26 protein-coding genes are annotated in these 24,814 nt (G+C 47.1%); 15 read left to right on the top strand and 11 right to left on the bottom strand.

Features of this window, described 5'->3' with window-relative positions; translation table 11 throughout:
• The first annotated feature begins 224 nt into the window (after positions 1 to 224).
• Complete coding sequence (ligB, locus tag FDX19_RS06750) at positions 225 to 1,904, top strand: NAD-dependent DNA ligase LigB (protein ID WP_137382114.1); 1,680 nt, start codon at positions 225 to 227, stop codon at positions 1,902 to 1,904.
• On the opposite strand, the gene FDX19_RS06745 is transcribed toward ligB, so the two are convergent.
• Positions 1,901 to 2,518, bottom strand: coding sequence for a trimeric intracellular cation channel family protein (locus FDX19_RS06745; protein WP_003024049.1), 618 nt, complete (start codon positions 2,516 to 2,518; stop codon positions 1,901 to 1,903). The two genes, ligB and FDX19_RS06745, sit on opposite strands and share 4 nt — an antisense overlap.
• Positions 2,519 to 2,963: 445 nt before the next feature.
• Here FDX19_RS06745 and FDX19_RS06740 point away from each other — a divergent pair, with 445 nt between their 5' ends.
• Both FDX19_RS06740 and FDX19_RS06735 read left to right on the top strand, forming a co-directional pair.
• On the top strand, positions 2,964 to 3,635 hold the full coding sequence (locus FDX19_RS06740; protein WP_137382113.1) for a hypothetical protein: 672 nt from the start codon (positions 2,964 to 2,966) through the stop codon (positions 3,633 to 3,635).
• 13 nt (positions 3,636 to 3,648) lie between these two features.
• On the top strand, positions 3,649 to 4,089 hold the full coding sequence (locus FDX19_RS06735; protein ID WP_137382112.1) for a hypothetical protein: 441 nt from the start codon (positions 3,649 to 3,651) through the stop codon (positions 4,087 to 4,089).
• A gap of 102 nt (positions 4,090 to 4,191) precedes the next feature.
• Here the strand turns inward: FDX19_RS06735 and FDX19_RS06730 are convergent, their stop codons facing one another.
• Positions 4,192 to 5,055 carry a YicC/YloC family endoribonuclease gene (locus FDX19_RS06730; RefSeq protein ID WP_137382111.1) on the bottom strand — a complete coding sequence of 288 codons (864 nt, stop codon included), beginning with the start codon at positions 5,053 to 5,055 and terminating at the stop codon, positions 4,192 to 4,194.
• A 125-nt stretch (positions 5,056 to 5,180) separates the two neighbouring features.
• On the opposite strand from FDX19_RS06730, the gene rph reads away from it, so the two are divergent.
• Entirely contained in the window at positions 5,181 to 5,897 is a 717-nt protein-coding gene (gene rph / locus FDX19_RS06725; protein WP_003024054.1) for a ribonuclease PH, read from the top strand.
• Positions 5,898 to 5,962: 65 nt separating this feature from the next.
• Positions 5,963 to 6,604 (top strand): orotate phosphoribosyltransferase, encoded by a 642-nt coding sequence (gene pyrE, locus FDX19_RS06720; protein WP_137382110.1) that lies wholly within the window; start codon positions 5,963 to 5,965, stop codon positions 6,602 to 6,604.
• Between the two features lie 66 nt (positions 6,605 to 6,670).
• Here pyrE and slmA read toward each other — a convergent pair whose 3' ends face one another.
• From slmA to coaBC, 3 genes are all read right to left on the bottom strand, one after another.
• The gene (gene slmA / locus FDX19_RS06715) at positions 6,671 to 7,267 is read right to left on the bottom strand and encodes a nucleoid occlusion factor SlmA (protein WP_003827257.1); all 597 of its coding nucleotides are present in this window, start codon (positions 7,265 to 7,267) and stop codon (positions 6,671 to 6,673) included.
• 116 nt (positions 7,268 to 7,383) lie between these two features.
• Positions 7,384 to 7,842 carry a dUTP diphosphatase gene (dut, locus tag FDX19_RS06710; protein ID WP_170974356.1) on the bottom strand — a complete coding sequence of 153 codons (459 nt, stop codon included), beginning with the start codon at positions 7,840 to 7,842 and terminating at the stop codon, positions 7,384 to 7,386.
• Positions 7,820 to 9,040 carry a bifunctional phosphopantothenoylcysteine decarboxylase/phosphopantothenate--cysteine ligase CoaBC gene (gene coaBC / locus FDX19_RS06705; protein ID WP_137382202.1) on the bottom strand — a complete coding sequence of 407 codons (1,221 nt, stop codon included), beginning with the start codon at positions 9,038 to 9,040 and terminating at the stop codon, positions 7,820 to 7,822. The genes dut and coaBC overlap by 23 nt, the downstream gene beginning before the upstream one ends.
• 171 nt (positions 9,041 to 9,211) lie before the next feature.
• Between coaBC and radC the strand changes: the two genes are divergently transcribed.
• The 4 genes from radC to mutM all read left to right on the top strand — a co-directional run bounded on the left by radC (position 9,212) and on the right by mutM (position 11,428).
• The gene (gene radC / locus FDX19_RS06700; protein ID WP_137382109.1) at positions 9,212 to 9,877 is read left to right on the top strand and encodes a DNA repair protein RadC; all 666 of its coding nucleotides are present in this window, start codon (positions 9,212 to 9,214) and stop codon (positions 9,875 to 9,877) included.
• 218 nt (positions 9,878 to 10,095) lie between these two features.
• The gene (gene rpmB, locus FDX19_RS06695) at positions 10,096 to 10,332 is read left to right on the top strand and encodes a 50S ribosomal protein L28 (protein ID WP_003024071.1); all 237 of its coding nucleotides are present in this window, start codon (positions 10,096 to 10,098) and stop codon (positions 10,330 to 10,332) included.
• Positions 10,333 to 10,352: 20 nt separating this feature from the next.
• Positions 10,353 to 10,520 carry a 50S ribosomal protein L33 gene (gene rpmG, locus FDX19_RS06690; protein WP_003024094.1) on the top strand — a complete coding sequence of 56 codons (168 nt, stop codon included), beginning with the start codon at positions 10,353 to 10,355 and terminating at the stop codon, positions 10,518 to 10,520.
• Between the two features lie 98 nt (positions 10,521 to 10,618).
• The gene (gene mutM / locus FDX19_RS06685; protein ID WP_137382108.1) at positions 10,619 to 11,428 is read left to right on the top strand and encodes a bifunctional DNA-formamidopyrimidine glycosylase/DNA-(apurinic or apyrimidinic site) lyase; all 810 of its coding nucleotides are present in this window, start codon (positions 10,619 to 10,621) and stop codon (positions 11,426 to 11,428) included.
• A 49-nt stretch (positions 11,429 to 11,477) separates the two neighbouring features.
• Here mutM and coaD read toward each other — a convergent pair whose 3' ends face one another.
• The 3 genes from coaD to FDX19_RS06670 all read right to left on the bottom strand — a co-directional run bounded on the left by coaD (position 11,478) and on the right by FDX19_RS06670 (position 14,479).
• Positions 11,478 to 11,957 (bottom strand): pantetheine-phosphate adenylyltransferase, encoded by a 480-nt coding sequence (gene coaD, locus FDX19_RS06680; RefSeq protein ID WP_005122615.1) that lies wholly within the window; start codon positions 11,955 to 11,957, stop codon positions 11,478 to 11,480.
• 8 nt (positions 11,958 to 11,965) lie between these two features.
• Entirely contained in the window at positions 11,966 to 13,243 is a 1,278-nt protein-coding gene (gene waaA, locus FDX19_RS06675) for a lipid IV(A) 3-deoxy-D-manno-octulosonic acid transferase (protein ID WP_137382107.1), read from the bottom strand.
• 246 nt (positions 13,244 to 13,489) lie between these two features.
• A complete protein-coding gene (locus FDX19_RS06670; protein ID WP_137382106.1) occupies positions 13,490 to 14,479 on the bottom strand; it encodes a glycosyltransferase in 990 nt (329 codons plus the stop codon).
• Between the two features lie 311 nt (positions 14,480 to 14,790).
• Between FDX19_RS06670 and FDX19_RS06665 the strand changes: the two genes are divergently transcribed.
• The 5 genes from FDX19_RS06665 (at position 14,791) to FDX19_RS06645 (ending at position 20,160) form a co-directional block, all read left to right on the top strand.
• Entirely contained in the window at positions 14,791 to 16,032 is a 1,242-nt protein-coding gene (locus tag FDX19_RS06665; RefSeq protein ID WP_137382105.1) for an O-antigen ligase, read from the top strand.
• Positions 16,033 to 16,297: 265 nt separating this feature from the next.
• Entirely contained in the window at positions 16,298 to 17,326 is a 1,029-nt protein-coding gene (gene rfaQ / locus FDX19_RS06660) for a lipopolysaccharide core heptosyltransferase RfaQ (RefSeq protein ID WP_137382104.1), read from the top strand.
• Between the two features lie 21 nt (positions 17,327 to 17,347).
• The gene (locus tag FDX19_RS06655) at positions 17,348 to 18,472 is read left to right on the top strand and encodes a glycosyltransferase family 4 protein (protein WP_137382103.1); all 1,125 of its coding nucleotides are present in this window, start codon (positions 17,348 to 17,350) and stop codon (positions 18,470 to 18,472) included.
• Entirely contained in the window at positions 18,465 to 19,262 is a 798-nt protein-coding gene (gene rfaP / locus FDX19_RS06650) for a lipopolysaccharide core heptose(I) kinase RfaP (protein WP_137382102.1), read from the top strand. The genes FDX19_RS06655 and rfaP overlap by 8 nt, the downstream gene beginning before the upstream one ends.
• Before the next feature lie 127 nt (positions 19,263 to 19,389).
• Positions 19,390 to 20,160 (top strand): glycosyltransferase family 25 protein, encoded by a 771-nt coding sequence (locus tag FDX19_RS06645; RefSeq protein WP_137382101.1) that lies wholly within the window; start codon positions 19,390 to 19,392, stop codon positions 20,158 to 20,160.
• Between the two features lie 128 nt (positions 20,161 to 20,288).
• On the opposite strand, the gene rfaC is transcribed toward FDX19_RS06645, so the two are convergent.
• The 3 genes from rfaC to rfaD all read right to left on the bottom strand — a co-directional run bounded on the left by rfaC (position 20,289) and on the right by rfaD (position 23,358).
• A complete protein-coding gene (gene rfaC, locus FDX19_RS06640) occupies positions 20,289 to 21,248 on the bottom strand; it encodes a lipopolysaccharide heptosyltransferase RfaC (protein ID WP_137382100.1) in 960 nt (319 codons plus the stop codon).
• A 3-nt stretch (positions 21,249 to 21,251) separates the two neighbouring features.
• Positions 21,252 to 22,298, bottom strand: coding sequence for an ADP-heptose--LPS heptosyltransferase RfaF (gene rfaF, locus FDX19_RS06635; RefSeq protein ID WP_137382099.1), 1,047 nt, complete (start codon positions 22,296 to 22,298; stop codon positions 21,252 to 21,254).
• A 79-nt stretch (positions 22,299 to 22,377) separates the two neighbouring features.
• Entirely contained in the window at positions 22,378 to 23,358 is a 981-nt protein-coding gene (gene rfaD, locus FDX19_RS06630; protein ID WP_048227317.1) for an ADP-glyceromanno-heptose 6-epimerase, read from the bottom strand.
• A 297-nt stretch (positions 23,359 to 23,655) separates the two neighbouring features.
• Between rfaD and FDX19_RS06625 the strand changes: the two genes are divergently transcribed.
• On the top strand, positions 23,656 to 24,807 hold the full coding sequence (locus FDX19_RS06625) for a glycosyltransferase (RefSeq protein ID WP_137382098.1): 1,152 nt from the start codon (positions 23,656 to 23,658) through the stop codon (positions 24,805 to 24,807).
• Positions 24,808 to 24,814 lie beyond the last annotated feature (7 nt).

Here is a 24,814-nt window from a genome sequence, read left to right as displayed (position 1 = left end):
ACATACGGGCTTATTATACACGTAGCCGCTATGTGACGTAGCCCTTGTCACACTTTTTGCGCATGTTTATTGCGTTTTGCGTACCAGTTTCCTGTTTTACTGGCGGTTTGCTGCAAAAAGTGAAAATGCCAGGAAAGCTGTTCGCATGATGAATTTTTGCCGCTCTGTTTCGATGAGGCTTTGCGCTATACCTGCCGGGAAACGCATTTTCAGGCGGAGGCGGTATGGGGTTATGGAAAAGCATTGTGCTGGCGTTACTGTTCTGCCATTTGCGGGCTGGGGCCGCGTGTCCCGCCTGGTCTGCGGATCGGGCAAACGAGGAAATGTCGCGACTACAACAGCAGATAACGCAATGGGATGATAGTTATTGGCAGCAGGGTGTGAGTGTCGTAGATGACGGTATTTATGATCAGTTGAATGCGCAACTACGCCAATGGCAGCGCTGTTTCGGCGGTGATTCACAGACAGACCTGTCTGCGCCACCGATAAGCGGCTCAATATTGCACCCTGTTCCTCATACGGGGGTTCGTAAGCTGGCGGATAAGCAAGCGGTGCAGCAATGGATGCAGACGCGTAGCGATCTCTGGGTGCAACCAAAGGTAGACGGTGTTGCGGTAACGCTGGTTTATCGGGATGGCAATCTGATTAAGGCGATTAGCCGTGGTAACGGCCTCAAAGGTGAGGACTGGACGCAAAAGGTTCTCCAGATGCCTTCAATACCGCGGACCGTCAGAGGACTGCTTGCTAACAGCACGCTGCAGGGGGAGATTTTTTTGCAGCAGGATGGGCATATCCAGCAAAAGAAAGGCGGTATAAATGCCCGTTCTAAGGTTGCCGGAATGATGATGCGGCAGCACACGCCGGAGTTATTACGCTCTCTGAACATATTTATCTGGGCCTGGCCTGATGGTCCGGCGGTCATGTCGGAAAGGCTGGAGCAACTCACCGCTGCCGGGTTCAGTTTTGCACAGCGCTATACTCAGGCTGTGAAGAATGCGGATGACGTAGAGCATGCCCGCGTCAGGTGGTGGACTTCGGCGCTCCCTTTTGTGACGGATGGTGTCGTGGTGCGATCGGGGAAAGAACCGCAGGCGCGATACTGGGTACCCGGGCAGGGCGACTGGCTGGCAGCGTGGAAATATCCCCCGGTGGCTCAGGTATCAGAGGTTACAGATATTCAGTTTTCAGTTGGTAAAAGTGGGAAAATTGCCGTTGTTGCTATGTTGGAGCCCGTCATGCTGGACGATAAACGAGTGCAACGCGTCAATATTGGCTCTGTACGTCGCTGGAATGAATGGGATATCGCACCTGGAGATCATATTCTGATAAGTCTGGCAGGTCAGGGGATCCCCCGTATCGACGAAGTGGTCTGGCGTAGCACTCAACGCACTAAGCCAAAGCCGCCTGAGGGTCGCTTCAATTCAATGACCTGTTTTTATGCCACGCCGGGGTGTTACGAGCAGTTTATTGCCAGACTGGTTTGGCTGGGCGCAAAAGAGGTGCTGGAATTAGAAGGTATTGGCGAAGCGGGGTGGCGGGAACTGCATCAGGCGTATCGTTTTGAGCATATCTTTTCATGGCTCGGATTAACTCAGGAGCAGATCCAGTCCACATTAGGCGTGAGCAAAGGGGAGAAGATATGGCATCAGTTTAACCTGTCGCGCCATCTCCCGTTCACGCGCTGGGTTATCGCCATGGGAATACCGTTAACACAGGTAACGCTGAATGCCAGTCGGGATGATTCGTGGCAACAATTGCAGGACCGCGATGAACAAAGCTGGCGGCAGCTTCCTTCCATGGGGGGGCAGAGGACACGACGGGTTATTCAGTGGCTGGAGGATCGAGAAATCACTGCGCTGAGCAACTGGTTAGCTGCTCAGCGTATCGCGGGTTTTATGCCTTAGTGGCCTTCATGGCGATAATAAAACACCGGTAGTCCCAACTTCAGGCGCAGTGCCAGTAAACGTGCTGTAAAGCCGAACAGTAGGGTAGATATCACCACCACATCGTGGCTGGAGACATAATGTTGCAGCACGATGTACAGCACGGCAGCGGCAAATGACACGCCGGCATAAAGTTCTTTCTGGAATACGAGCGGAATACGTTTGCAGAACATATCGCGTAATACACCGCCAAAGACGCCGGTGGTAACCGCTGCAACCACGGCAATAATTGGCCCGTGTCCCATATCCAGCGCCACCTGTGCGCCAATAATAGAGAAGACCACCAGGCCCAGCGCATCCAGTACGAGGAAGATTTTACGCAGGTAGGGCATCACGGGAGCAATAATCGTTGTCAGTACTGCGGCAGTGGCTACGATAATGACGTATTCAGGGTGTTTCACCCAGCCGAGCGGATAATGGCCGAGAAGAATATCGCGCACTGATCCACCGCCAATGGCCGTCGCGGTGGCAATAATAATAACGCCAAATGTATCCATACGACGACGACCTGCCGCAAGCGCACCCGTCATGGCTTCAGCAGTGATACCAATTAAATATAAAACGTGTAACAGCATGTCTTCCCCCTGATTTGCTGGGGGCTAAGGTTAACGATTTGTGCGCATTGTCACGATTGAGATTTTCTAAGGTGAAGTGATTTTAATAACTACAGCTAATGCGAATTTGCTGTAAACGCGTTATGGTATGCGCTTTGAGTTATGAGTGGTGATAATAAATGATGAGAAAATATAATTCGGATTGAATGTGGAAGTACCAACGCATCGGTAAAAACACGTAGCGCCGCCGTTTACTGGCGGGCTACGTATGATATTTCATCAAGCTATCACTCCCCAACCATAGGACAAGTTGACACGCCAGAAGCCATTAGGGAAGTCATCATGAGTAAACTCTGATATTCAGCGGCCTCTATTCTGAAAAATAGCCCCCCTCAGCTATCGCTTCTATGTGTGTAGGGGCATTTACAGCAAAATCTTCAGCATTTAGTCAGTCGGAGTGATAGACATGAGCGTAAGAGAAGAAATTCAGGATGGCAGAGAGGCTGGAATTTTAAGAAGTGGGATAATCTACACCGAAGTTTTGGGGTGGATAGATATGGGACATGCTCGAGGAGATGATGTCAGAAAGTTACTCTCGGATATGCACCAAGGCGAGCATTCAGTAAAGGATTATTACGATATAAAATACACTCAGAGTATGGGAAGAGGAGGGCTCACCATTGGGAAGTTCATCAGATGGAGAATTAGAAAAGGGCGCAGCTTATTTGAGCGATATAGTATAGCGCTTTCCATGATGATGGCGCTTGCTCATCGTTTTGAAGGTTTACAGTCAAATTTCCCCTTTTATCTTTACACCGTCAGCGGTTTCAGTGGTGAGGATTTAGTATCCGATTTGCTGGGGTTCTACCGCGTAGTCTCATATAGTAACCCATTCCCGCTATTGCAGCCCGTCAGCAAAGAGGAAGCCCTCAGACGTTGGGATTATTATGGTCCAATCGGCTCTTTTAAAAACACCTCATTCCAACCGATTTTATTTCCCGATCCGATGAAATCAGCTTTAGCTCATCCTGTAAAAGGTGTTTTACCCTCATTCATGAGAACAGTGATACCTTACAGCGACTTTAGGTCTGGTAACGTTAAAATAGTTTCCAGAGATGGAACGGTCGTTAACTGGTAAAAAAGGGAAGCATATGAAACAGGCAGCCATAATAGTGCTGATGGTAATAGTTATATGCGGCTCTTATTTCTGGCCTAATATTAAAATGAGACTTGCAGGTAACGCACAATATACAGAGTTTGATAAAGCCAAATATGATTATTACACTCCCCAAGTTTTAAAAAGAATGCCGAGAATATCCCAGGTGTATGACTTTAATTATACGAACATTTCTGGCCCTAAGGCCGATGTATGGAGTGTGACGTTCCATAATACCAGGGATACGTGGAAAATTAGTGAATATCTCTCAATGGTGGGCTATGAAAAACAGGAAAAATGCGATATAGAGGGAGAATGCTGGCGCCACAGGGGATCTGATGAAGTACTGACAGTAGTGAAGATGAACAGCAGCAACGCTGTTCGGGTTGATATTCTGAAGAGTATTTATAACGACAAGTATATGCCAGAGAAATAATTACTCTAATTTTATATCAGTTAGCACTTATTGACGGTACAGATAGCCCGCATTTAGCAGGCTATCTTGTGATTTACGATAGCATAGGCGTGGTATGCAAAATTACTCGATGTTCTGGATCTGCTCGCGCATTTGCTCGATCAATACCTTCAGCTCAATCGCGGAATTCGTCACCTCGGCATTGATAGACTTGGATGCCAGGGTGTTCGACTCACGGTTGAATTCCTGCATCATGAAGTCCAGACGACGACCAACCGCCTCTTTTTTCTTCAGAATGTTGTAGGTTTCTTTGACGTGGGCTTCCAGACGATCTAACTCTTCTGCCACATCGATACGCTGTGCCATCAGCACCAGCTCTTGCTCAAGACGGTTATTTTCCAGTTGCACCTGAGCATCTTCCAGTCTGGCCACCAGACGTTCACGCTGCCATTGCAGAATCTCCGGCATATGCGCACGTACCTTCGTCACTTCAGCGCTGACGCCTTGCAGACGCTGCTCGATCAGCGCCTTCAGCGCCTGACCTTCAGTTTCACGTGCGACAATGAAATCATCCAGTGTACCGTCAAGCGTGGCGAGGATTTCAGCGGCAATAGCATCCAGGTCTTGCTCCTGAGCGGCCATTACACCCGGCCAGCGCAGGATATCGACCGGATTAATTTCGCCTTCATCGCTCTGCATCTTGACCCAGTTAGCAGCGCTAACGAGCTGTTTAGCGAGCTTTTCATTCAGAATAAGCTCGCCTTGTGCGCTGGCATCAGGTTCAAAACGCAGCGTGCATTCGATTTTACCGCGTGTCAGACGTGTGCGGATGCGCTCACGCACAACAGGTTCAAGACTACGGAACTGCTCCGGCAGACGAAAATAGGTTTCCAGATAACGCTGGTTTACCGAGCGCATTTCCCAGGTAGCGCTACCCCATTCACCCTTGATTTCACGCCGGGCGTAGGCGGTCATGCTGCGGATCATAGACGTTCCTGTTTTTGACGATGAGATGAGAGGATTATAGCCATCCACGTCTTGTCAGGATAGGAATAACCGTCGGAAGTCCGTATAATGCGCAGCCACATTCGTTTCAAGCCGGAGATTTTATCATGCGTCCAGCAGGTCGTAGTGCCAATCAGGTGCGTCCCGTCACCCTGACCCGTAATTATACAAAACACGCTGAAGGCTCCGTGCTGGTCGAATTTGGTGATACCAAAGTGCTGTGTACCGCGTCTATTGATGAAGGTGTTCCGCGTTTCCTGAAAGGCCAGGGCCAGGGATGGATCACCGCCGAATATGGCATGCTGCCTCGTGCCACGCATACCCGTAACGCGCGCGAAGCGGCGAAAGGTAAGCAGGGTGGCCGCACCATGGAGATTCAGCGTCTTATTGCGCGTGCGCTGCGTGCCGCAGTTGACCTGAAAACCCTTGGCGAGTTCACCATTACGCTGGACTGCGATGTTATCCAGGCTGATGGCGGTACGCGTACCGCATCCATTACCGGTGCTTGTGTCGCTTTGGCTGACGCGCTGAACAAACTGGTAGCAAGCGGTAAGCTGAAAACCAACCCAATGAAAGGGATGGTTGCGGCGGTCTCCGTAGGTATTGTGAATGGCGAAGCACTCTGCGACCTGGAATACGTTGAAGATTCTGCTGCAGAGACCGACATGAACGTAGTGATGACCGAGGACGGTCGCATTATTGAGGTGCAAGGTACGGCAGAAGGCGAGCCATTCAGCCACGAAGAGCTACTCACCCTACTGGCATTGGCCCGAGGGGGAATCGAATCCATTGTAGCGACGCAGAAGGCGGCGTTAGAAAATTGATTTTAAAGGCGACTGATTAGTCGCCTTTTTTTTGTCTGTAATAAAGTGAGATGAGGAGCGAATCCATGAAACCGTATCAGCGCCAGTTTATTGAGTTTGCGCTTAGCAAGCAGGTACTAAAGTTTGGCGAATTTACGCTGAAATCCGGGCGCAAAAGCCCCTATTTCTTCAACGCCGGGCTGTTTAATACCGGGCGCGATCTGGCACTGCTAGGCCGTTTTTATGCCGAGGCGCTGGTGGATTCCGGTATTGATTTTGATCTGCTTTTTGGCCCGGCGTACAAAGGTATTCCTATCGCTACCACAACAGCTGTTGCACTGGCGGAGCATCACGACAAAGATTTGCCGTACTGCTTTAACCGTAAAGAGGCTAAGACCCACGGCGAAGGCGGTAACCTGGTAGGGAGCGCGCTACAAGGTCGTGTGATGTTGGTTGATGATGTGATCACCGCCGGGACAGCGATTCGTGAGTCAATGGAGATTATCCAGGCGAATGGCGCACGGCTTGCTGGCGTATTGATTTCTCTCGATCGTCAGGAACGTGGACGTGGCGAGATTTCAGCTATCCAGGAAGTAGAACGAGACTATGGTTGCAAGGTGATTTCTATTGTTACCCTGAAAGACCTGATTGCCTATCTGGAAGAGAAGCCTGAAATGGCAGAGCATCTGGCAGCCGTGCGAGCATATCGCGAAGAGTTCGGCGTTTAAGAACTGCCGGATGGCGCTGCGCTTATCCGGCCTACGTAACCCCGTAGGCCGGACTAAACGAATCCGTTACTGCAACTGAGCAGCCACCAACGGCCAGCGGGTGTCGAAATCATCCGTTGGACGATATTTAAATTCGCTACGTACAAACCGGGACAGCATACCTTCGCAGAAAGCCAACAACTGGCTGGCCAGCAGCGTTTCATCTACGGTGTAACCTTCGCCTTCACGCATTCTTTTTTCTCGCAGAACCTGGCGCAACTGTGCCTCAATGCGTTCAAAAAGCTGGTTAATACGGCCTTGCAGACGATCCTGTTCAAACATGAGCGCATGCCCGGTCAGAATGCGCGTCAGACCGGGGTTACGTTCACCGAACCCTAAAATCAGCAGAACGATCAGGCGCAGACGTGCGTTGGTGTCCTTTTCATCTTTTAAGATCAGATTGATACGGGTAATCAGACTATCTTCGATAAACTCAATCAGGCTATCGAACATGCGGGTCTTGCTGGGAAAATGGCGATACAATGCCGCTTCGGAAACGCCCACAGAGGCTGCCAGTTTTGCTGTTGTGATACGCTGGCTTCCATCACTGGATTCCAGCATCAGCGCCAGCGACTGAAGTATTTCTTCGCGACGATTCCTTTTCGCAGTTTGCTTTTCTACCATGTTACAAAATACCCCTGAAAATAAGCACTTGCCAGGCAGGCATCCACACAGCGACCGCAAACGACTGTTTGCGGTATGTTATTGCGTTATTACGCTGCGGGATGCTTCTTTACGGGTTACTTGCGCCCGGAATGGCCGAAGCCGCCTTCGCCACGATCGGTGGCTTCAAACTCTTCCACCAGATTAAATTCAGCCTGCACAATCGGTACAAAGACCATCTGTGCAATACGTTCACCAGGTTCAATGGTGAAGCTATCCTGGCCACGGTTCCAGATGGACACCATCAGCTGACCCTGATAGTCGGAATCAATCAAACCGACCAGGTTACCCAGTACGATACCGTGCTTATGACCCAGACCAGAGCGTGGCAACATCACCGCGGCCAGTGAGGGATCGGCGATATGGATGGCTAACCCAGTTGGCACCAGCGTCGTTGCGCCAGGCGCTAATTCTACGGCGTCATCAAGACAGGCACGCAGGTCAAGTCCGGCAGAACCAGAGGTGGCGTACGTCGGGAGCGGAAATTGTTTCCCTACGCGCGGGTCAAGAATTTTAACGTCGATTTTTTTCATCATAACGGGTCACGATCTCGTCGAGTAATAATTGGCCCAGGAGTTCTTTGCGCTCAAGCGGTAAGACTTTATCTCCATCCTGCCAAAAAAGGTGTAATGCGTTGCTATCGCTATTAAATCCTTGAGTAGAAAGCGAAACATCGTTCGCACAGATCACATCAAGGTTTTTGCGGAGGCGTTTTTGCCGGGCATATTCTTCCACATTATTTGTTTCGGCGGCAAACCCAACGACAAAAGGACGGTTAGCATCCAGTGCGGCAACGCCGGCAATAATATCCGGATTCTTGACCATTTTTACTGTTAATTCATTGCCCTGCGTCGCCTGCTTTTTGATTTTTTCGTGGGCGACGGTCTCCGCGCGATAATCAGCAACCGCGGCGCAGCCAATAAAAATATGCTGCTGCTGCACTGAAGATTGCACGGCGGCTTCCATTTCTAATGCCGTCATGACATCGACGCGCTTTACAAAAGCGGGAGTGGGCAGCGAAACCGGACCCGACACCAGTGTGACATTCGCCCCGCGTTTGGCTGCGGCGGCGGCGATAGCAAATCCCATTTTCCCGGAGCTGTGGTTGGAAATATAACGCACGGGATCCAGCGGTTCGCGCGTTGGGCCCGCGGTTATCATGATATTGAGATGTTGCAGATCGTTTACAGACGAAAAATGTTCTGCCGCCATATCCACAATTGTTAAGGGAGCCAGCATACGGCCAGGACCGATATCGCCACATGCCTGGCTACCACTGTCGGGTCCCCAGATAAGCAAACCGCGGGAGGCGAGGACGCCAAGATTGTGTTGGGTTGCGGCGGCGCGGTACATTTGCTGGTTCATGGCTGGCAGCACTGCAACAGGGGCAGGGGTCGCCAGACAGATTGTTGAAACCAGATCGTTGGCCATACCTGCTGCGACGCGAGCAATCAGGTCTGCCGTGGCGGGAGCCAGAATAACCAAATCGGCCCATTTACCCAGTTCAATATGACCCATTGCGGCTTCTGCAGCGGGGTCAAGCAGGCTGTCAGATACCGGATAGCCCGAAACTGCCTGTAAGCTCAGGGGAGTAATAAAGGCTTTTGCCGCCTCAGTCATTGCTACGCGGACGTCAGCGCCGCGTTCCCGTAAACGACGCACCAGTTCAGGGGTTTTGTACGCAGCAATGCCGCCACTGACGCCAAGTACGATTTTTTTACCGGCCAGGCTCATCATGATCTTTCCTGTTGGGTTACACCAGAAGGCGGATATTTTATCACAATCCGCAATGAGTCGTGCTTTTGCCCGCGCTTCAGTTTGCGAGCCGCTACGAAGAAGTGAAAACAGAGCGTCGATTCGCGACAGGCGTTATGCCACTATGCGGACGCGAAAGGAGGGGGAAGCATGGAAAATACAGGACGTATGATGCCCCGGGAAAAACTGTTGGCGCAGGGGGCTGGTTCACTTAGCGATGTTGAGCTGCTGGCGCTTTTTTTACGCACCGGGATTCTGAGTAAAGATGTGCTGACGCTGGCAAAAGAATTGATTCAGCATTTTGGTTCGCTGCATGGCCTGTTATCAGCAGACTATATGGCGTTTAGCCACGTTCACGGCATTGGCCTTGCGAAGTATGCACAGCTTAAAGGGATTGCCGAACTGGCAAGGCGCTACCATAACGTGCGAATGATGGAGGAGCGCGCGTTACTTAGCCCGGAAATGGCGCGAGAATTTCTGCAAAGCCAGCTCGCGCAAGAGGAACGCGAGATCTTTCTGGTGATCTTTATGGATTCTCAACATCGCGTGATTAAACACAGCAAACTTTTTTCCGGCACGCTTAGCCATGTTGAGGTGCATCCGCGAGAAATTGTGCGTGAAGCGATAAAAATGAATGCGTCAGCGGTGATCCTTGCACATAATCACCCCTCGGGTTGTGCAGAGCCGAGTAAAGCAGATAAACTCATCACCGAGCGTGTTGTGAAATGCTGTCAGTTCATGGATATCCGGGTGCTTGATCATCTGGTCATTGGGCGCGGAGAGTACGTTTCTTTTGCGGAACGCGGTTGGATTTAACGCACTTTACGCGATCCATCGGGATCTTTGTCTGTTCGGGACTTGAGCATAACGCCGGGTCAGCGTATACTACGCCACCTTTGAGAATCTCGGGTTTGGCATTTGGGCCTGGCAATCGAGAGTTCACTTAGAACTACGCGATGACCGGGCTGTAAAGCCTGACGAGGCGCCGATACCCCATACGAAGCTCGAGCTAATTTGATTTTTGGAGAATAGACATGTCCCGAGTCTGCCAAGTTACTGGCAAGCGTCCGGTGACCGGTAACAACCGTTCCCACGCACTGAACGCGACTAAACGCCGTTTCCTGCCTAACCTGCACTCTCACCGTTTTTGGGTTGAGAGCGAGAAGCGTTTTGTCACCCTGCGTGTATCTGCTAAAGGTATGCGTGTAATTGATAAGAAAGGCATCGAAACAGTTCTGTCCGAACTGCGTGCCCGTGGCGAAAAGTACTAAGTACTAAGAGGAAATAAATCATGGCTAAAGGTATTCGTGAGAAAATCAAGCTGGTTTCTTCTGCTGGTACTGGTCACTTCTATACCACTACGAAGAACAAACGTACTAAGCCGGAAAAACTGGAACTGAAAAAATTCGATCCAGTTGTTCGTCAGCACGTTTTATACAAAGAAGCGAAAATCAAATAATTTTCGTTTTGATGTAAAGAAAAACCCTGCCTCGGCGGGGTTTTTTGTTTTCTGGCCGTCCCCATATTAATGAGACCTGTTACAGCGCCGGAGATGCTATGCCTGAATTACCTGAAGTCGAAACCAGTCGCCGTGGTATTGAGCCGCATCTGGTAGGGGCGACGATTCTACACGCCACTGTGCGTAATGGTCGTTTGCGCTGGCCGGTATCTGAGGAAATCTATCGCCTGAGCGATAAACCTGTACTCAGCGTACAGCGCCGCGCGAAATACCTGCTGCTGGAACTGACGGATGGCTGGATTATCATTCATCTGGGGATGTCGGGTAGTCTGCGTATTCTTCCTGAAGAACTTCCCGCAGAAAAGCATGATCACGTCGACTTAGTGATGAGTAATGGCAAAGTCCTGCGGTATACCGATCCTCGGCGTTTTGGCGCCTGGCTGTGGACGAAAGAACTGGATGGACATAATGTCTTCGCTCATCTTGGCCCAGAGCCGCTGAGCGACGATTTCAACGCCGTTTATCTCCAGCAGAAATGCGCAAAGAAGAAAACGGCGATAAAACCCTGGCTGATGGATAACAAGCTGGTGGTGGGGGTGGGAAATATCTACGCCAGTGAGTCTCTCTTTGCGGCTGGCATTCATCCTGACCGCCTGGCATCATCGCTGTCGAAAGATGAGTGTGAGCTGCTGGTACGCGTTATTAAGGCTGTATTGCTGCGCTCTATCGAGCAGGGTGGAACGACGCTGAAAGATTTTCTGCAAAGTGACGGTAAGCCAGGCTATTTTGCTCAGGAATTACAGGTTTATGGACGTGAAGGTGAGCCTTGCCGCGTATGCGGAGCGCCAATCGTTGCGACTAAGCACGCTCAGCGAACGACGTTCTACTGCCGCCGCTGTCAGAAATAACATCCATTGCAGGCCGGATAAACCTTGTCGGCTTACCCGGCTAAATGCGCTACTTCAGCTTATCCATTAGCGCCTGATGAACATTTTTCGGCAGGAAGTGGGTCACGTCACCCTGGTGGCGGGCGACTTCTTTAACCAGCGATGATGAAATAAACGACCACTCTTTAGATGGCATCAAAAAGACGCTTTCCAGTTGCGGCATTAGGTGGCGGTTCATGTGCGCCAACTGCATTTCATACTCAAAATCAGCCACGGCACGCAGGCCACGAATCAGAATATTAGCCTGATTATCGCGGGCAAAGTTTGCCATTAAATCGCTAAATCCCATGACGTCTACATTACCCAGATGCGCCGTTGCCTGCTGGGCCAGTTGAACGCGTTCTTCCAGCGTGAACATCGGTTTTTTACTGGGGCTTGCGGCAATTGCCAGGATCACGTGATCAAACATGCTTGTCGCGCGTGTCACGATATCAAGATGGCCGTTAGTTATGGGATCGAAGGTTCCTGGATAAATCGCCCGTTTTTGCATGACAGCCCTCAATGCGTTTTGGGTGGCAGGTAAGGTTCCAGCAGCTGCAGCAGACGCTGTAGCGCGCCCTGATTTTGATACAGTACTTCAACCGCATGGCGACCATAAAAATTACGATAATCTTCATCGGTCAGTAGGGACGAAACCTCTTTCACCAGCGTGGTGACGTCGGTGACGGTAATCAACCCACTTGCCTGTTCCAGTCGGGCGCAAATATCTTTGAAGTTAAAGGTATGCGGGCCCATCAATACAGGAATAGCATGTGCCGCTGCTTCCAGTGGATTGTGTCCACCACGCTCAACCAGAGAGCCGCCAACAAAAGCAAGATCGGCAATGCCGTACAGCAGCATCAGCTCACCCATCGTGTCGCCAATAACCACCTGGGTACTTGAGGACGGAACTTCGCCAGAAGAGCGTGTGGTAAAGCTTAGACCAGCCTGGCGTACGAGGTTAATGGCATCCGGGAAGCGCTCAGGGTGTCTGGGAACCAGAATCAATAAAAGATTCGGGAACTGGTGTAACAGCGCCTGATGAGCTGCGATGATGATGCTTTCTTCCCCGTCATGCGTGCTGGTCGCAATCCATACCGGGCGATGCGGTGCCCACTGGCGTCGTAACGTAACTGCTTTAGCGGCCAGCTGTGGGGTGACGGAAATATCAAACTTCAGGCTACCGGTGACGGTGACCTGATTGCTTCTGGCTCCCAATGTAATGAAGCGAGCGCCATCTTCTTCGTTTTGTGCAGCAATCAGCGTAATGCGGCGTAATAGCCTGCTCACAAATTTCCCTAATTTAGCGTAGCCAGCGGCTGAACGCGCGGAAAGGCGTGCGTTGGCGATGACCAGCGGGATATGGCGCTTATGCAGAGCGGCGATCAGATTTGGCCAGAGCTCGGTTTCCATAATTAACACCAGTTTGGGGTCAACTTTATTCAGGAAACGGTTCAACGCATCCGGTAAATCATAGGGAAGATAGATATGTTGAACGTCTGTGCCAAAAGCAGATTGCACGCGCTCAGAACCGGTTGGCGTCATGGTGGTTACCGTGATCGGCAAATCCGGGTAACGATGTCGCAGAGCGCGGACTAATGGGATTGCTGCCAGCGTTTCACCCACGGAAACTGAATGGAGCATGATGCCACCTGGTTTCAGTGGGCGGCGATAAAAACCGTAGCGTTCACCCCAGCGTTTACGGTACGCCGGAGCTTTACGTCCGCGCACCCAAAGCCGTATCCAGATCAAAGGCTGAATAAGGTAGAAAAGAGCGGTGTAAAGCAATTCTAGCATAATAGTAGCTGGCTTATGGATGTGCTGGGGATTCTATGTATTTAACTATGGCTTTACCATCATTTTTGCTGATTTTTTGAGGAAACTGTACGGATCACGAGAAAGGGGGCCTGAGTTGTGTTGTCCCGCTTGGTAATCTCTGCAGTGGAAGGCTAAAAACGGAATGGTTATGGTCGTAAAAACCGATCTTTTTATGGAATATGCCGGAGACATAACCATTCCTGAAAAAACAATAATATCAATGCATTAGCGTTTTTTCTGTGTTTGGTACTTGTTAACTAAATACTTAACATAGAAAATAAAAGCACCGAGGAGTTGACCATTGTGTTTTAAATGTGTGCTTTTTCGCGATAGCTGTTTATACGTAGTGGGTGCCAATAAAGGAATATCTTTCCACGGCGAATTCTCTCTGGCTATTTTGAAGTATTCTACTTCAGCATAATATTGCGCCCAGTCATGCCAGGGTTTAGTGACGCCGACATAATGAATGAATACCGTTTGTGATGTGATTTTAAAGGCATCCCCCCCTTTCTTGGCTAACGTATCGATGTTAAAGAATGAATTGAATTTATGATCCAGAATTTTTACGCGATCATTAAAGAGGACGTTCAACGCATCCTGGTCGGGATGTGAGAAACGATTTTCATTGACCTTTGAAATGACCTGTAGAGTCAAATTAGTATCTTTTAATTCTGGAAGATTAAAATACATGAAGCCTGAGTTGAAGTACAGGCCTGGATTTATGCCGGCAACAGCAGATGTATCGACAAAGCTATCATGGACAGCCATTAATACATTGCCATTAAATTCTTTCGTGAGTAACGAGGCAAGGCTTCCTTTACATATAATATCAGAGTCAAGATATATAATGCTGCTGAGTTTATCGGCAAAATAATCGATTGCAATAAGTCTAAAATAGATTGAATAATTCCATGCCTTAGATGCAGTAGGTAGATTTTTTAATTCATTATCATCCAGTACATAAAACGTAATACGGGTGTTGTATTGGCTTGCCAGGACAGAAAAAAGATGAAGTTGATGTTCATCAAGATAATTAGTGAAAATATGGAAATGGAAATTCAGATCACGATTATTTAAAAGTACCGATGTTATTGAAACGCCCGTACCGTAAAGAAAAGGTCTGTCAGCGCCATAGGTAATATTGACACATGTACTTTTTTTATCGTCATTTTCAATATGTGCATTCTTAATATATTTTATTATATTTTCTTTCACATCTTTTTCCTTTTGATTCTTTCAGAGTGCACGTGTGTTTATGTAAGACAAAATGGCTCTCCTGTCGGCATAGAATAGAACAAACTGTAAAGGAAGGAAAGAGATACTTTATGACTAAATTTGCTTTATTAATCATTATGTTATGTGAGAATCTTTCTGTGATTTGAATGAAGGTACACGGTGAGAGGAAGAGACTAAAATTAATGGGGGATTTTTACGATGTTATATAATAAGATATGCCCCATAAATCGTGCGAGCGAGTGTTTGTCGTTGATTAACAAGGCAATTTGAAGAAGTGAGATTTGAATTTTATGAATCAAGTAAGATACAGTCAAAACGGTAATATCTTGATTTTAAGCAAAGTTGTATTGGTTTTAATGATTTTTGGGTTATTTACGATAGATAATCAAGGGGTGCTAAATATGACCTCTGTGCTCGCTGTAGTTTTATCTATTTACTATATTAAAGCCAATAAAATAGATATTAAAAACATTGTGCTCGATCTCATGCAGAAGAGAAAATTATTGTTACTCTTCACGTTATGGTGTGTTTTCTGTATAGTATTTTTCACCTACGAAGATAAGTCTCTTGATGCTTTTATCATATTGATAAAAGACTGGCGTTACCCGTTAGTGATGATGTTGTTTTTTGGCGCATTCAGTAAGCATACAACCTCACTGAGACAGGTCTTTGTCATTGGTGCGATACTTACTCTATCCTATATTATCTTAGTGGTGCCGATTTTAAGAATTATAAAAAATAACCCGCAGGAATTGTATCTACAGCTTCGCTATGGTTTCGCATTCTATGTTGTTATGCTATTTCCTTTTGTATTAACAGGGGCGATCTTATTCAATAATCACTTCCTGAAAACAGTATTATATATTATTTCCGCACTTGCATTTGTCTTTTTATCATACACCGGGAGTCGGGCAGGGATCTTAGCAGTTGTTGTAGAGATTTTCCTGATTTCATTTCTGGTGGGTAAAACCATCAAGAGATTTATGGCTGCTGCCTTTGGCTTGCTAGTTATAATGGTTGTTTTGCTTATCGGGGCCTACAACACAGTGGGTCAGGTAAAAATGAAAGTCGATCAAACGCTGCAAATGAATAACGTCACATCCAGTCGTGATGAAATTATCTTAGACCGTTTCCCGTTAGTAATGGAAAATATCAACAATGCCGTCTTTGGTATTGGATATGGAAATTCTACATACAATCAGTATTTAGAGGACCATAATGCGCCGAAAAATGACGGGGTATATTCTGAACGGAACAATGGCTATAATATAGATGAACCATTCTTTATTATAATTCTTTATAATGTTGGGGTAATTGGTCTCTTCTTGTTTACTGCGGCTTTTTTCATTACATTTAAAGACATATATATCCGAGCCAGAAGCCAAAAAGATATTTTTAGCATTTCATTACTGTGCTCTCTTGTTGGCTATATTCTGGTATATTGTTTATTTGAAAAGATGTTCATAAATGTCTTTTTATTATACAGCATAGCTATCCTGATGTTGTATGATAAAAATGAGTCGGCAGGGTAACGAATTAAGATTAAAATGAGCCTATGTGACGTAGTTGAGAATATAGGCTCAATATTCATAACATGATAGATAGTCTCATATACTGTAAATATTTATTTGTTCTCTAATTCACATAGAAAATTTTCATAGATATCGAATTGTCAAGTGAATAGTGGTACAATATAAGCGATAAAATAAGATGATGTGTTCTGCAGTGCACAGGTAGCTGTTGAGCCTGGGGCGGTAGCGTGATTTGAAAATTAACAATAACCTGAAAGGGTAGAGTGTGAAAAAGATCCTGGTAATAAAAATGCGCTTTCACGGCGATATGTTGCTAACCACACCGGTCATCAGCACGCTTAAAAAAAATTATCCTGATGCTGATATTGATGTTTTACTCTACGAAGATACCATTCCTATTTTATCTGAAAACCCCGATATCCATGCTTTGTATGGGATAAAAAATAAAAAGAGCTCTGCTTTTGAGAAGGCAAAAAATTTCTTAGCGCTGATCAAGGTACTACGTGGCAATCATTATGATTTAGTGGTCAACCTCACCGATCAGTGGATAGTTGCTTTACTGTGTCGTTGTTTGGATTGCCCCATAAAGTTGACACATGATTTCTCGCACAGAAATAAGAAGTTCTGGCGCGACAGTTTTACTCATCACGTTCCTCTAAGTGGCGATCATTGGGTCGAACGTAATTTGTCTGTGCTGACGCCATTAAATCTAAAAGAATCAGTCCCGGTACTGAAAATGGTTTATGGTGAGCAAGTCTGGCAATCTGTTCGGAAAAAACTTCCTCAGGTTGATACCCAGAAGTATGTTGTTATACAGCCTACGGCGAGACAAGAATTCAAGTCGTGGGAGAATGAGAGATTCTCCCTGGTGATTGATGCGATACATCATTTGGGGTATCAGGTTGTACTGACTTCTGGACCCGGTGCCAGCGATATTGCCTGCGTCGATGAGATTGCCAGGGCATGTGAAACCAAACCGTTAACTGAAATTGCCGGGAAGACAACATTCCCTGAGCTTGCTGCATTAATTGATCATGCTGTGCTTTTTATTGGTGTCGACTCTGCCCCGATGCATATTGCCGCAGCTGTTAAAACCCCCATTATTTGTCTTTTCGGCGCCACCGATCATATCGCCTGGCGACCATGGTCTGATGATGTGGTTCAATTTTGGGCTGGTGATTACCAACCAATGCCTGTGCGTGAAAAACTTGATCGAAGTAAGAAATATTTATCAGCTATACCTGCGGAAGACGTGATTGCAGCCATAGCGTTACGGTTACCTAAACTCGATTAATAAAGCATCCGGATATATAAAATGGTTATTGCTTTCTGTTTGTATAAATATTTCCCTTTTGGTGGGTTACAGCGTGATTTTTTGCGTATAGCGTCGACAGTCGCATCACGTGGACATCATGTTCGGGTTTACACACAATCATGGCAAGGAAATATTCCAGACAGCCTGGAGATCATCATTGTTCCTGTGAGGTCATGCTCCAACAACGGGAAAAATGCTGAGTATCATCGGTGGGTAAGTAAACATCTTGAGAGTAATCCAGCAGACCGGATCGTTGGGTTCAATAAAATGCCTGGGTTAGATGTTTATTATGCTGCTGATGTCTGCTACGCAGAAAAAGTCGCGCAAGAAAAAGGTTTGCTCTATCGTCTGACACCGCGATACCGGCATTATGCCGCCTTTGAAAAAGCTACATTTGCTGAGGGAAAATCAACACAGCTGTTAATGCTAACAGATAAGCAAATTGCGGATTTTCAGAAGCACTATCATACTGAGCCAGCGCGTTTTCATATCCTTCCGCCGGGGATTTATCCTGACAGAAAATACAGCTCTCAGCCAACAAATTGTAGAGCTAGCTTCAGGAAAGAAAATGATATCAGTGATTCCCAGTATTTAATTATACAAATCGGTTCTGATTTTACCCGTAAGGGTGTCGACAGAACTATCAAGGCGATCGCTTCCTTACCGGAAGCTGTCCGTAAACAAACGATTCTGTTTGTTGTGGGTCAGGATAAGCCTGATCGCTATATAAAGCTGGCAACAGAGTATGCTGTTGCTGACAATATCAAGTTCTTCCCTGGCCGTAATGATGTCTCAGAGTTAATGGCAGCAGCCGATCTATTGATTCATCCGGCATACCAGGAAGCCGCAGGGATCGTGCTGGTTGAAGCAATTGCAGCAGGTTTACCTGTCATAACAACGGCAGTATGCGGATATGCTCATTATGTTAGAGATGCTGAGTGCGGGATTGTTATTGATGAACCGTTTGAACAAAAATTATTAAATGAAGCTGTTTATTTATCTTTAACTGACTCAGGGCAGAGAAAAGCATGGAAAGAGAATGCACAACACTTTGCTGATACTCAAGACCTTTATAGTCTACCTGAGAAAGCAGCTGATATTATTATAGGTGGTGCCCATGGTTGAGTTAAAAGAACCATTTTTATCCTTGTGGAAAGGGAAAGATGCTTTTTCTGAAGTGCAGAAGCTGCAGGGAGAAACATTTAGGCAGCTCGAAACGCGCAGAACGATAAGGTTTGAGATTGCAGGTAGAAGCTATTTCCTGAAATGGCACCAGGGAACTAAACTGAAGGAAGTTATCAAAAACTTATTCTCTTTACGTTTGCCGGTACTCGGAGCTGATAGAGAATGGAATGCGATACACCGTTTGCAGGAACTGGACGTTGATACAATGCACGGTGTTGGTTTCGGGCAACAAGGTATAAATCCGCTCAACCGTATCTCATTTATTATAACTGAAGATCTGAGTCCGGCGGTTAGCCTGGAAGACTATTGCGCAAATTGGTTGGTGAATCCACCTGCGCGAAAAATTAAGATGGCATTAATTGAGCGTCTTGCCATTATGGTCAGAAGGATGCATCAGGGAGGCGTTAATCACCGTGATTGCTATCTCTGTCACTTCTTATTGCATCAACCGGCCAATTTTGAGGATAATGCGTTCAAACTGTCGGTTATTGATCTGCACCGGGCTCAGATAAGAAATGCGGTTCCTATTCGTTGGCGCAATAAAGATCTGATTGGTTTGTACTTCTCCTCGTTAAACATCGGGTTAACGCAAAGAGACTACTTCAGATTTCTGAAGATATACTTTAAAAAAGACATTAATCAAATTATTCGTGATGAGTCTGAACTCTTTGCAACCTATGCAAGAAAAACCGATAAGATTATTAATCATACGTCAAAGAATAAACTATAAATATGAAAAAATAGGCTTTGTATAGCTACATAGAATAGTTAATTAAGCTTATTCAGCAGGCCAGTAATTGTTAATCTTTATTTCACGATGACTGTTCTGGCTTAATTATATTAGAGGGTTTGAACTCATGCACGTGCTGGTCATTTCGCTTCCTTTTGACGATGCCCGACGAAAACGCGTATCAGATATAATGAATGAATTAAATATCGAGTATTCGTTTGTTGATGCTATCTATGGGAAGAATTTGTCTGCCGAAGAAAAGCGCAAGATACCGTTAACTGACTTTCAGCACAGGGAAAACCATACGCCTACTGATGGTGAACTGGGTTGCTCACTAAGCCATATGAAAGCATTTAAACAGTTTGGGCAGAGTGGGCAAGATTGGGTTTGTATTCTTGAAGATGACGCAATTATCGATCAGAATTTTAAGGAATTTATATCGACTGTCGATGAAAGTGTTCTCAATAAAGACGCGTTATACCTACTTGGTGGGCAGGATGGTTTAAGGTATAAGAATAAAGTTGTCTTAAATTTGCTTAAACTCAAGAAAATTGGTGGCCAGACATTCGGCAAAGTCATATTTGGTCATGGATATGTTTTGCGAGCCTGCGGTTATTTAATGAATTCTGTAACAGCTCAAAAACTTGTTTCCCGTTTTGAAAATAACTTTTTCATCATAGACGAATGGGCATATCTGATGCGCCAGGGGTATTTTTCTGATATATACCTGGCAAACTTTGTCCATCACCCTGAAGAGTTGTCCGGGAGCTGGTTAGAGAAAGAACGTAAAGAGATAAAGAGTCACAAGAAAAAGAAAAAATCACTTTTCAGACGTAAAATTTCCTCCTCATACTGGCATGCCCGACGAATTATTCTTGGTTTATGTTGGTGGAAGTAGATGAATGCAACAATGCTTAATCGTGGATGAAATACGATATAGTGCATAGTTTTAGTCAGCTGCAGATATGTTAAATAGCAAAGCGATTGTATAAGAACGAATTTAACATATCTGCGAAACCTGAATAATTACAGCCGCGCTATGTGAGAATAAACCTGAGTGGGTTCAAGCAAAGCAAGCTTTCCTTCCGGGGCACGACATGTGACCTGATTCTTCCCGTATCCCCCAATCAACCCCGGGTCCGTAGGGCCATATAGCGTAACATTCGGCCGATCCAGTGCGGCGGTCAAGTGGCTTAATCCGGTATCAACGGATACCACAAACTTAGCGCCGGCTAATATCCGGGCGACATCCCCAAGACTCATGCGCGGTAAAACATCTACGTAATCAAATCCTTCTGCCAGTCGTCTGGCTCGCGTTTCTTCATGCGGAGCACCCCAGGGGAGCTTAATACGTATTCCTGCGTGATTGAATAATCCAATGAGCTCCCGCCACTTTGCTTCCGGCCAGTGCTTGTCATCACGAGTGGTGGCGTGCAGGAAGACGGCATACTGCCCTGCATCGGCATTGCGTTCATTCAGAAAATGCTGTGCAATCGCGTAATCACCCTGCGACTGGGGTTTGGCATATCCCAGACTTTTCGCGAACAGCTCACGAGTACGTTCAACAGCATGCTGTTGTTTGGCGATATGATGCTTACGATTGTAAAACAGACTCGCCAGCGGTTCGCGCGCGGTACTCCAGTCCATACCATGTTTAATGCCGTGCGCCAGACGTGTTACCAGTGCGGCGCTTTTTACCAGCCCCTGCGCATCGATAACCACGTCATAGTTTTGTAAACGCACCGCATCGCGAAAAGCTTTGCGCTCCGCTTTAATGGGGGCGGAAAACCAGGCTTTACGCCAGCGGCGAATCGCCACCGGGATCACACGGTCAACGGCCGGATGCCAGGAGGGGATTTGAGCAAACCCTTCTTCCACTACCCAATCAAACTGAATATCCGCAATGGCCTGCTGCGCATCTGTTAATGCGGGCAATGTATGCAGCACATCGCCCATTGACGATGTTTTAACGATCAGAACCCGCATCCGTCAGACTTCCTCTTGTAACAACAGCTCATTCAGTTCTTCCAGTACGCGCTGAGGCGTGATGTCAATCAGGCTCTGGTGATACCCTTGTGCAGCATCCCCCTTACGCACCTTGTGATACCCCGTAATCAGGCGAATCACGCGAGCTTTGTGGGAGAGCGGTGGAGTGAAATCCGGGCTGCTGGGGCCATACAGAGCGACCAGCGGACGATTTAGTGCGGCAGCCACGTGCATCAAACCGGAGTCATTGGTGACCACGGCTTTGCAGGCGGCGAGAAGAATAACCGCCTGCTCCAGCTGCGTTTCACCAGCCAGGTTCCGACACCATGCTTGCTGTTCAACGCTCAGTGCAGCCAGAATCTCATTGCCAGCTTCATGATCCTTAGCCGAGCCAAACAGGACAATCTGATGACCTTCGTCGATCAACTGCTTTGCCAGTTCAGCATAGTGGTAATGTGGCCAACGTTTCGCTGGACCAAATTCTGCACCAGGGCAGAAGCCGATGATTGGACGTTCAGCCGAGAGGGAAAATTGACTACAGGTAAGTGACTTTTCGCCTTCACTGACCTGCAATTGTGGCCACAGCAGCGGCTGTGGTAAATCTTTGGCTGTGAGCATCACGCCTTTATCGTACGCTAACGCGACATAGCGCTCGACCATCAGCGGCCAGGCTTCCTTATCCAGTACACGTGCATCGTTCAGCAGACCATAGCGCATCTCGCCACGCCAGCCGGTACGATGAGGAATACCCGCGAAGAAGGGTACCAGTGCGGATTTAAATGAGTTCGGCAGGACATACGCGCGATCGTAGCGTTTATCACGCAAACTGTGGCCCAGTTTGCGGCGCTCGCCAATCTCCAGTGCGCCGTGTCCAAGCGGCATGGCGATAGCATCGTTGACTTCAGGCATGCGCGATAATAACGGACGGCACCATGCAGGTGCCATCACGTCGATTATTGCCTGGGGATAGCGCGCCTTGAGCGTGCGATAGAGACTTTGCGACATCATCATGTCGCCCACCCATGACGGGCCTACCACCAAAATCTTCATTCACTTCATCCTTCAAGCTGTCTCTGCGTTGGCTGCCTGCGTTCACTCCGGTCACTTACTCTTGTAAGCTCCCGGAGATTCACTTAGTTGCCGCCTTGATACCGCTCGAATGATTTTGTGAATTTGTAGCGTTGTCGCGGTTTAGCCAGGCCATATATTCCGTCACGCCTTCGGCAACGGTCTTGAACGGTTTGTCATAGCCCGCAGCGCGCAGGTTAGTCAGATCCGCCTGAGTAAATGCCTGATAGCGGCCCTTCAGTTTTTCCGGGAACGGAATGTACTCAATGCTGCCTTTTTTGTGGTATGCCAGCGTGGCATCCGCGACGGCCTGGAAAGACTCTGCGCGACCAGTACCGAGGTTAAAGATGCCGGAAACGCCGTTTTCCAGGAACCACAGGTTTACTGCTGCAACATCGCCGACATAGACGAAATCACGTTTGAAGTTTTCACTGCCTTCGAACAGCTTGGGTGTTTCGCCGTTGTTGAGCTGAGTATTGAGATGGAAAGCTACGCTCGCCATGCTGCCTTTGTGACCTTCGCGTGGCCCGTAGACGTTGAAATAACGGAAGCCGACGATCTGAGAATTTGCTTCTGGCAGGATCTGGCGTACATATTCGTCGAACAGGAATTTTGAGTAGCCATAGACGTTCAGCGGCTTCTCATATTCACGAGATTCGATGAAGTCAGAGGTACGACCGCCGTACGTTGCTGCAGAAGAGGCATACAGGAAAGGAATTTCACGCTCCAGACAGTAGTGCAGCAGCTCTTTGGAGTATTGATAGTTGTTGTCCATCATATACTTGCCATCCCACTCGGTCGTGGAAGAACACGCGCCTTCGTGGAAAATTGCCTCAATATCGCCGAAATCTTCTCCAGCCATAATCTGGATCAGGAAGTCTTCCTTATCCATATAGTCAGCAATATTCAGATCCACCAGATTCACAAACTTGGTGCCGTCTTTTAGGTTGTCCACCACCAGAATATCGGTGATGCCTTTGTCATTCAGGGACTTAACGATGTTGCTGCCGATAAAGCCCGCGCCGCCGGTAACGATGATCATAAATGTAACCTTCGAATTATGGAGTCAGAGACAATCTCAGACACGAATGTCTCTAATCATATCACTACATGGCGTCGGCTTCAGCAGTACGTCGCGCCATGTGGCGTGTGACCTGTGTACTGATTATTGCTTCAGTCATTCTTAATTGAAATAGTTATGGTTTGGTAGTGTATGATTCGTTCCGTGAATGAGTGTTCAGGCGCGCGGTGCCGGCTTTTTCGGAGCCATCAACGAATGAATAAGCAAGGTAGAGCACTGTGTTGGGGCTGACAATAGTCGCTGGAATGAAAATTGTATATGCAACTTAAAAAAATTATTATTACAGGTTACGAAATCAGTGGACTTGGAGGGACAGAGACCGTTTGCCTTAATTTGGTGAAGCTGCTGCGAATGCAAAGCCCCGATATCGATATCTCTTTTGTATTTCTTAAGAAAAATAATGGCGGTCATGTCAATGATGAGTGGCTTGCAGGGCAGCGCTATTGTCGTCTTTCTTCGAATATAAAAATAACGAAATTAAGACGATTGAGTTTTGCTTATTCCTTGCGGAAAATCATCAATCGAGAATCTCCTGATGTAATTATATCTCTGGATACACTCTCATGCTATATCAGCCACGTTGCAAGAAAATATACTCACAAGCAGGTTAAGATATTCTCATGGTTTCATTTTTCTATATTTGATTTTTATAAAAATAATTATAAAAAGAAAATAAAATATATAAATAAAGCTGATTATTATCTTTCCATCAGCTCTGGAATAACCCGACAACTTGTTGAAGTGGGCATAGACAGACAGCGTATCGCGACGATATTCAATCCGGTTACTCGGCATGATGTCAGCATTCCTGCTCCCAAGAATCATGCCCGCTTTGTCTATGTAGGTAGGGTTGTTGCCGATGGTCAAAAGAATGTCCGAGGACTTTTCAATGGATTGGCGGAGCTGCAAGGAGCATGGTCTCTGGACGTTATCGGCACCGGCCAGGATGTTGAGACACTAGTTGCACTGGCAAAAACACTGGGGATTAGCGAAAACATTCACTGGCATGGTTGGCAGAAATCACCGTGGGAATATATTCAAAATACGCTAAAAAATATTACCTGTTTATTATTAACTTCTCATTTTGAAGGTTTTGGTATGGTTTTGGCTGAAGCCAGCGCTCACGGTGTTTATGCCATTAGCTCTGATTGTGAAACGGGGCCAGCAGACATTATCAGAGAAGGGATAAACGGTAATTTATACCCGACTGATGAACCAGAAAAATTAGTTTCCTTGCTGCAGGAAATCGTTGATGGCAAAGCGTTACCAGCCGGCGAGCAGATTCAGCAGGCGATTGAGGAATTCTACGAAGACAACTATATCATTAAGGTTAATAAGGCCTTTGCTATGGCAGGATTTACTCTGGCACCGTCATCAGCGTCTCAGGTCATTGATGACGCGACAACGTAAGTCAGGT

The sequence above is a fragment of the Citrobacter sp. wls619 genome (genome assembly GCF_005281345.1).
Classification (GTDB): Bacteria; Pseudomonadota; Gammaproteobacteria; order Enterobacterales; family Enterobacteriaceae; genus Citrobacter.
This window is presented reverse-complemented; position numbering and strand designations above follow the sequence as displayed.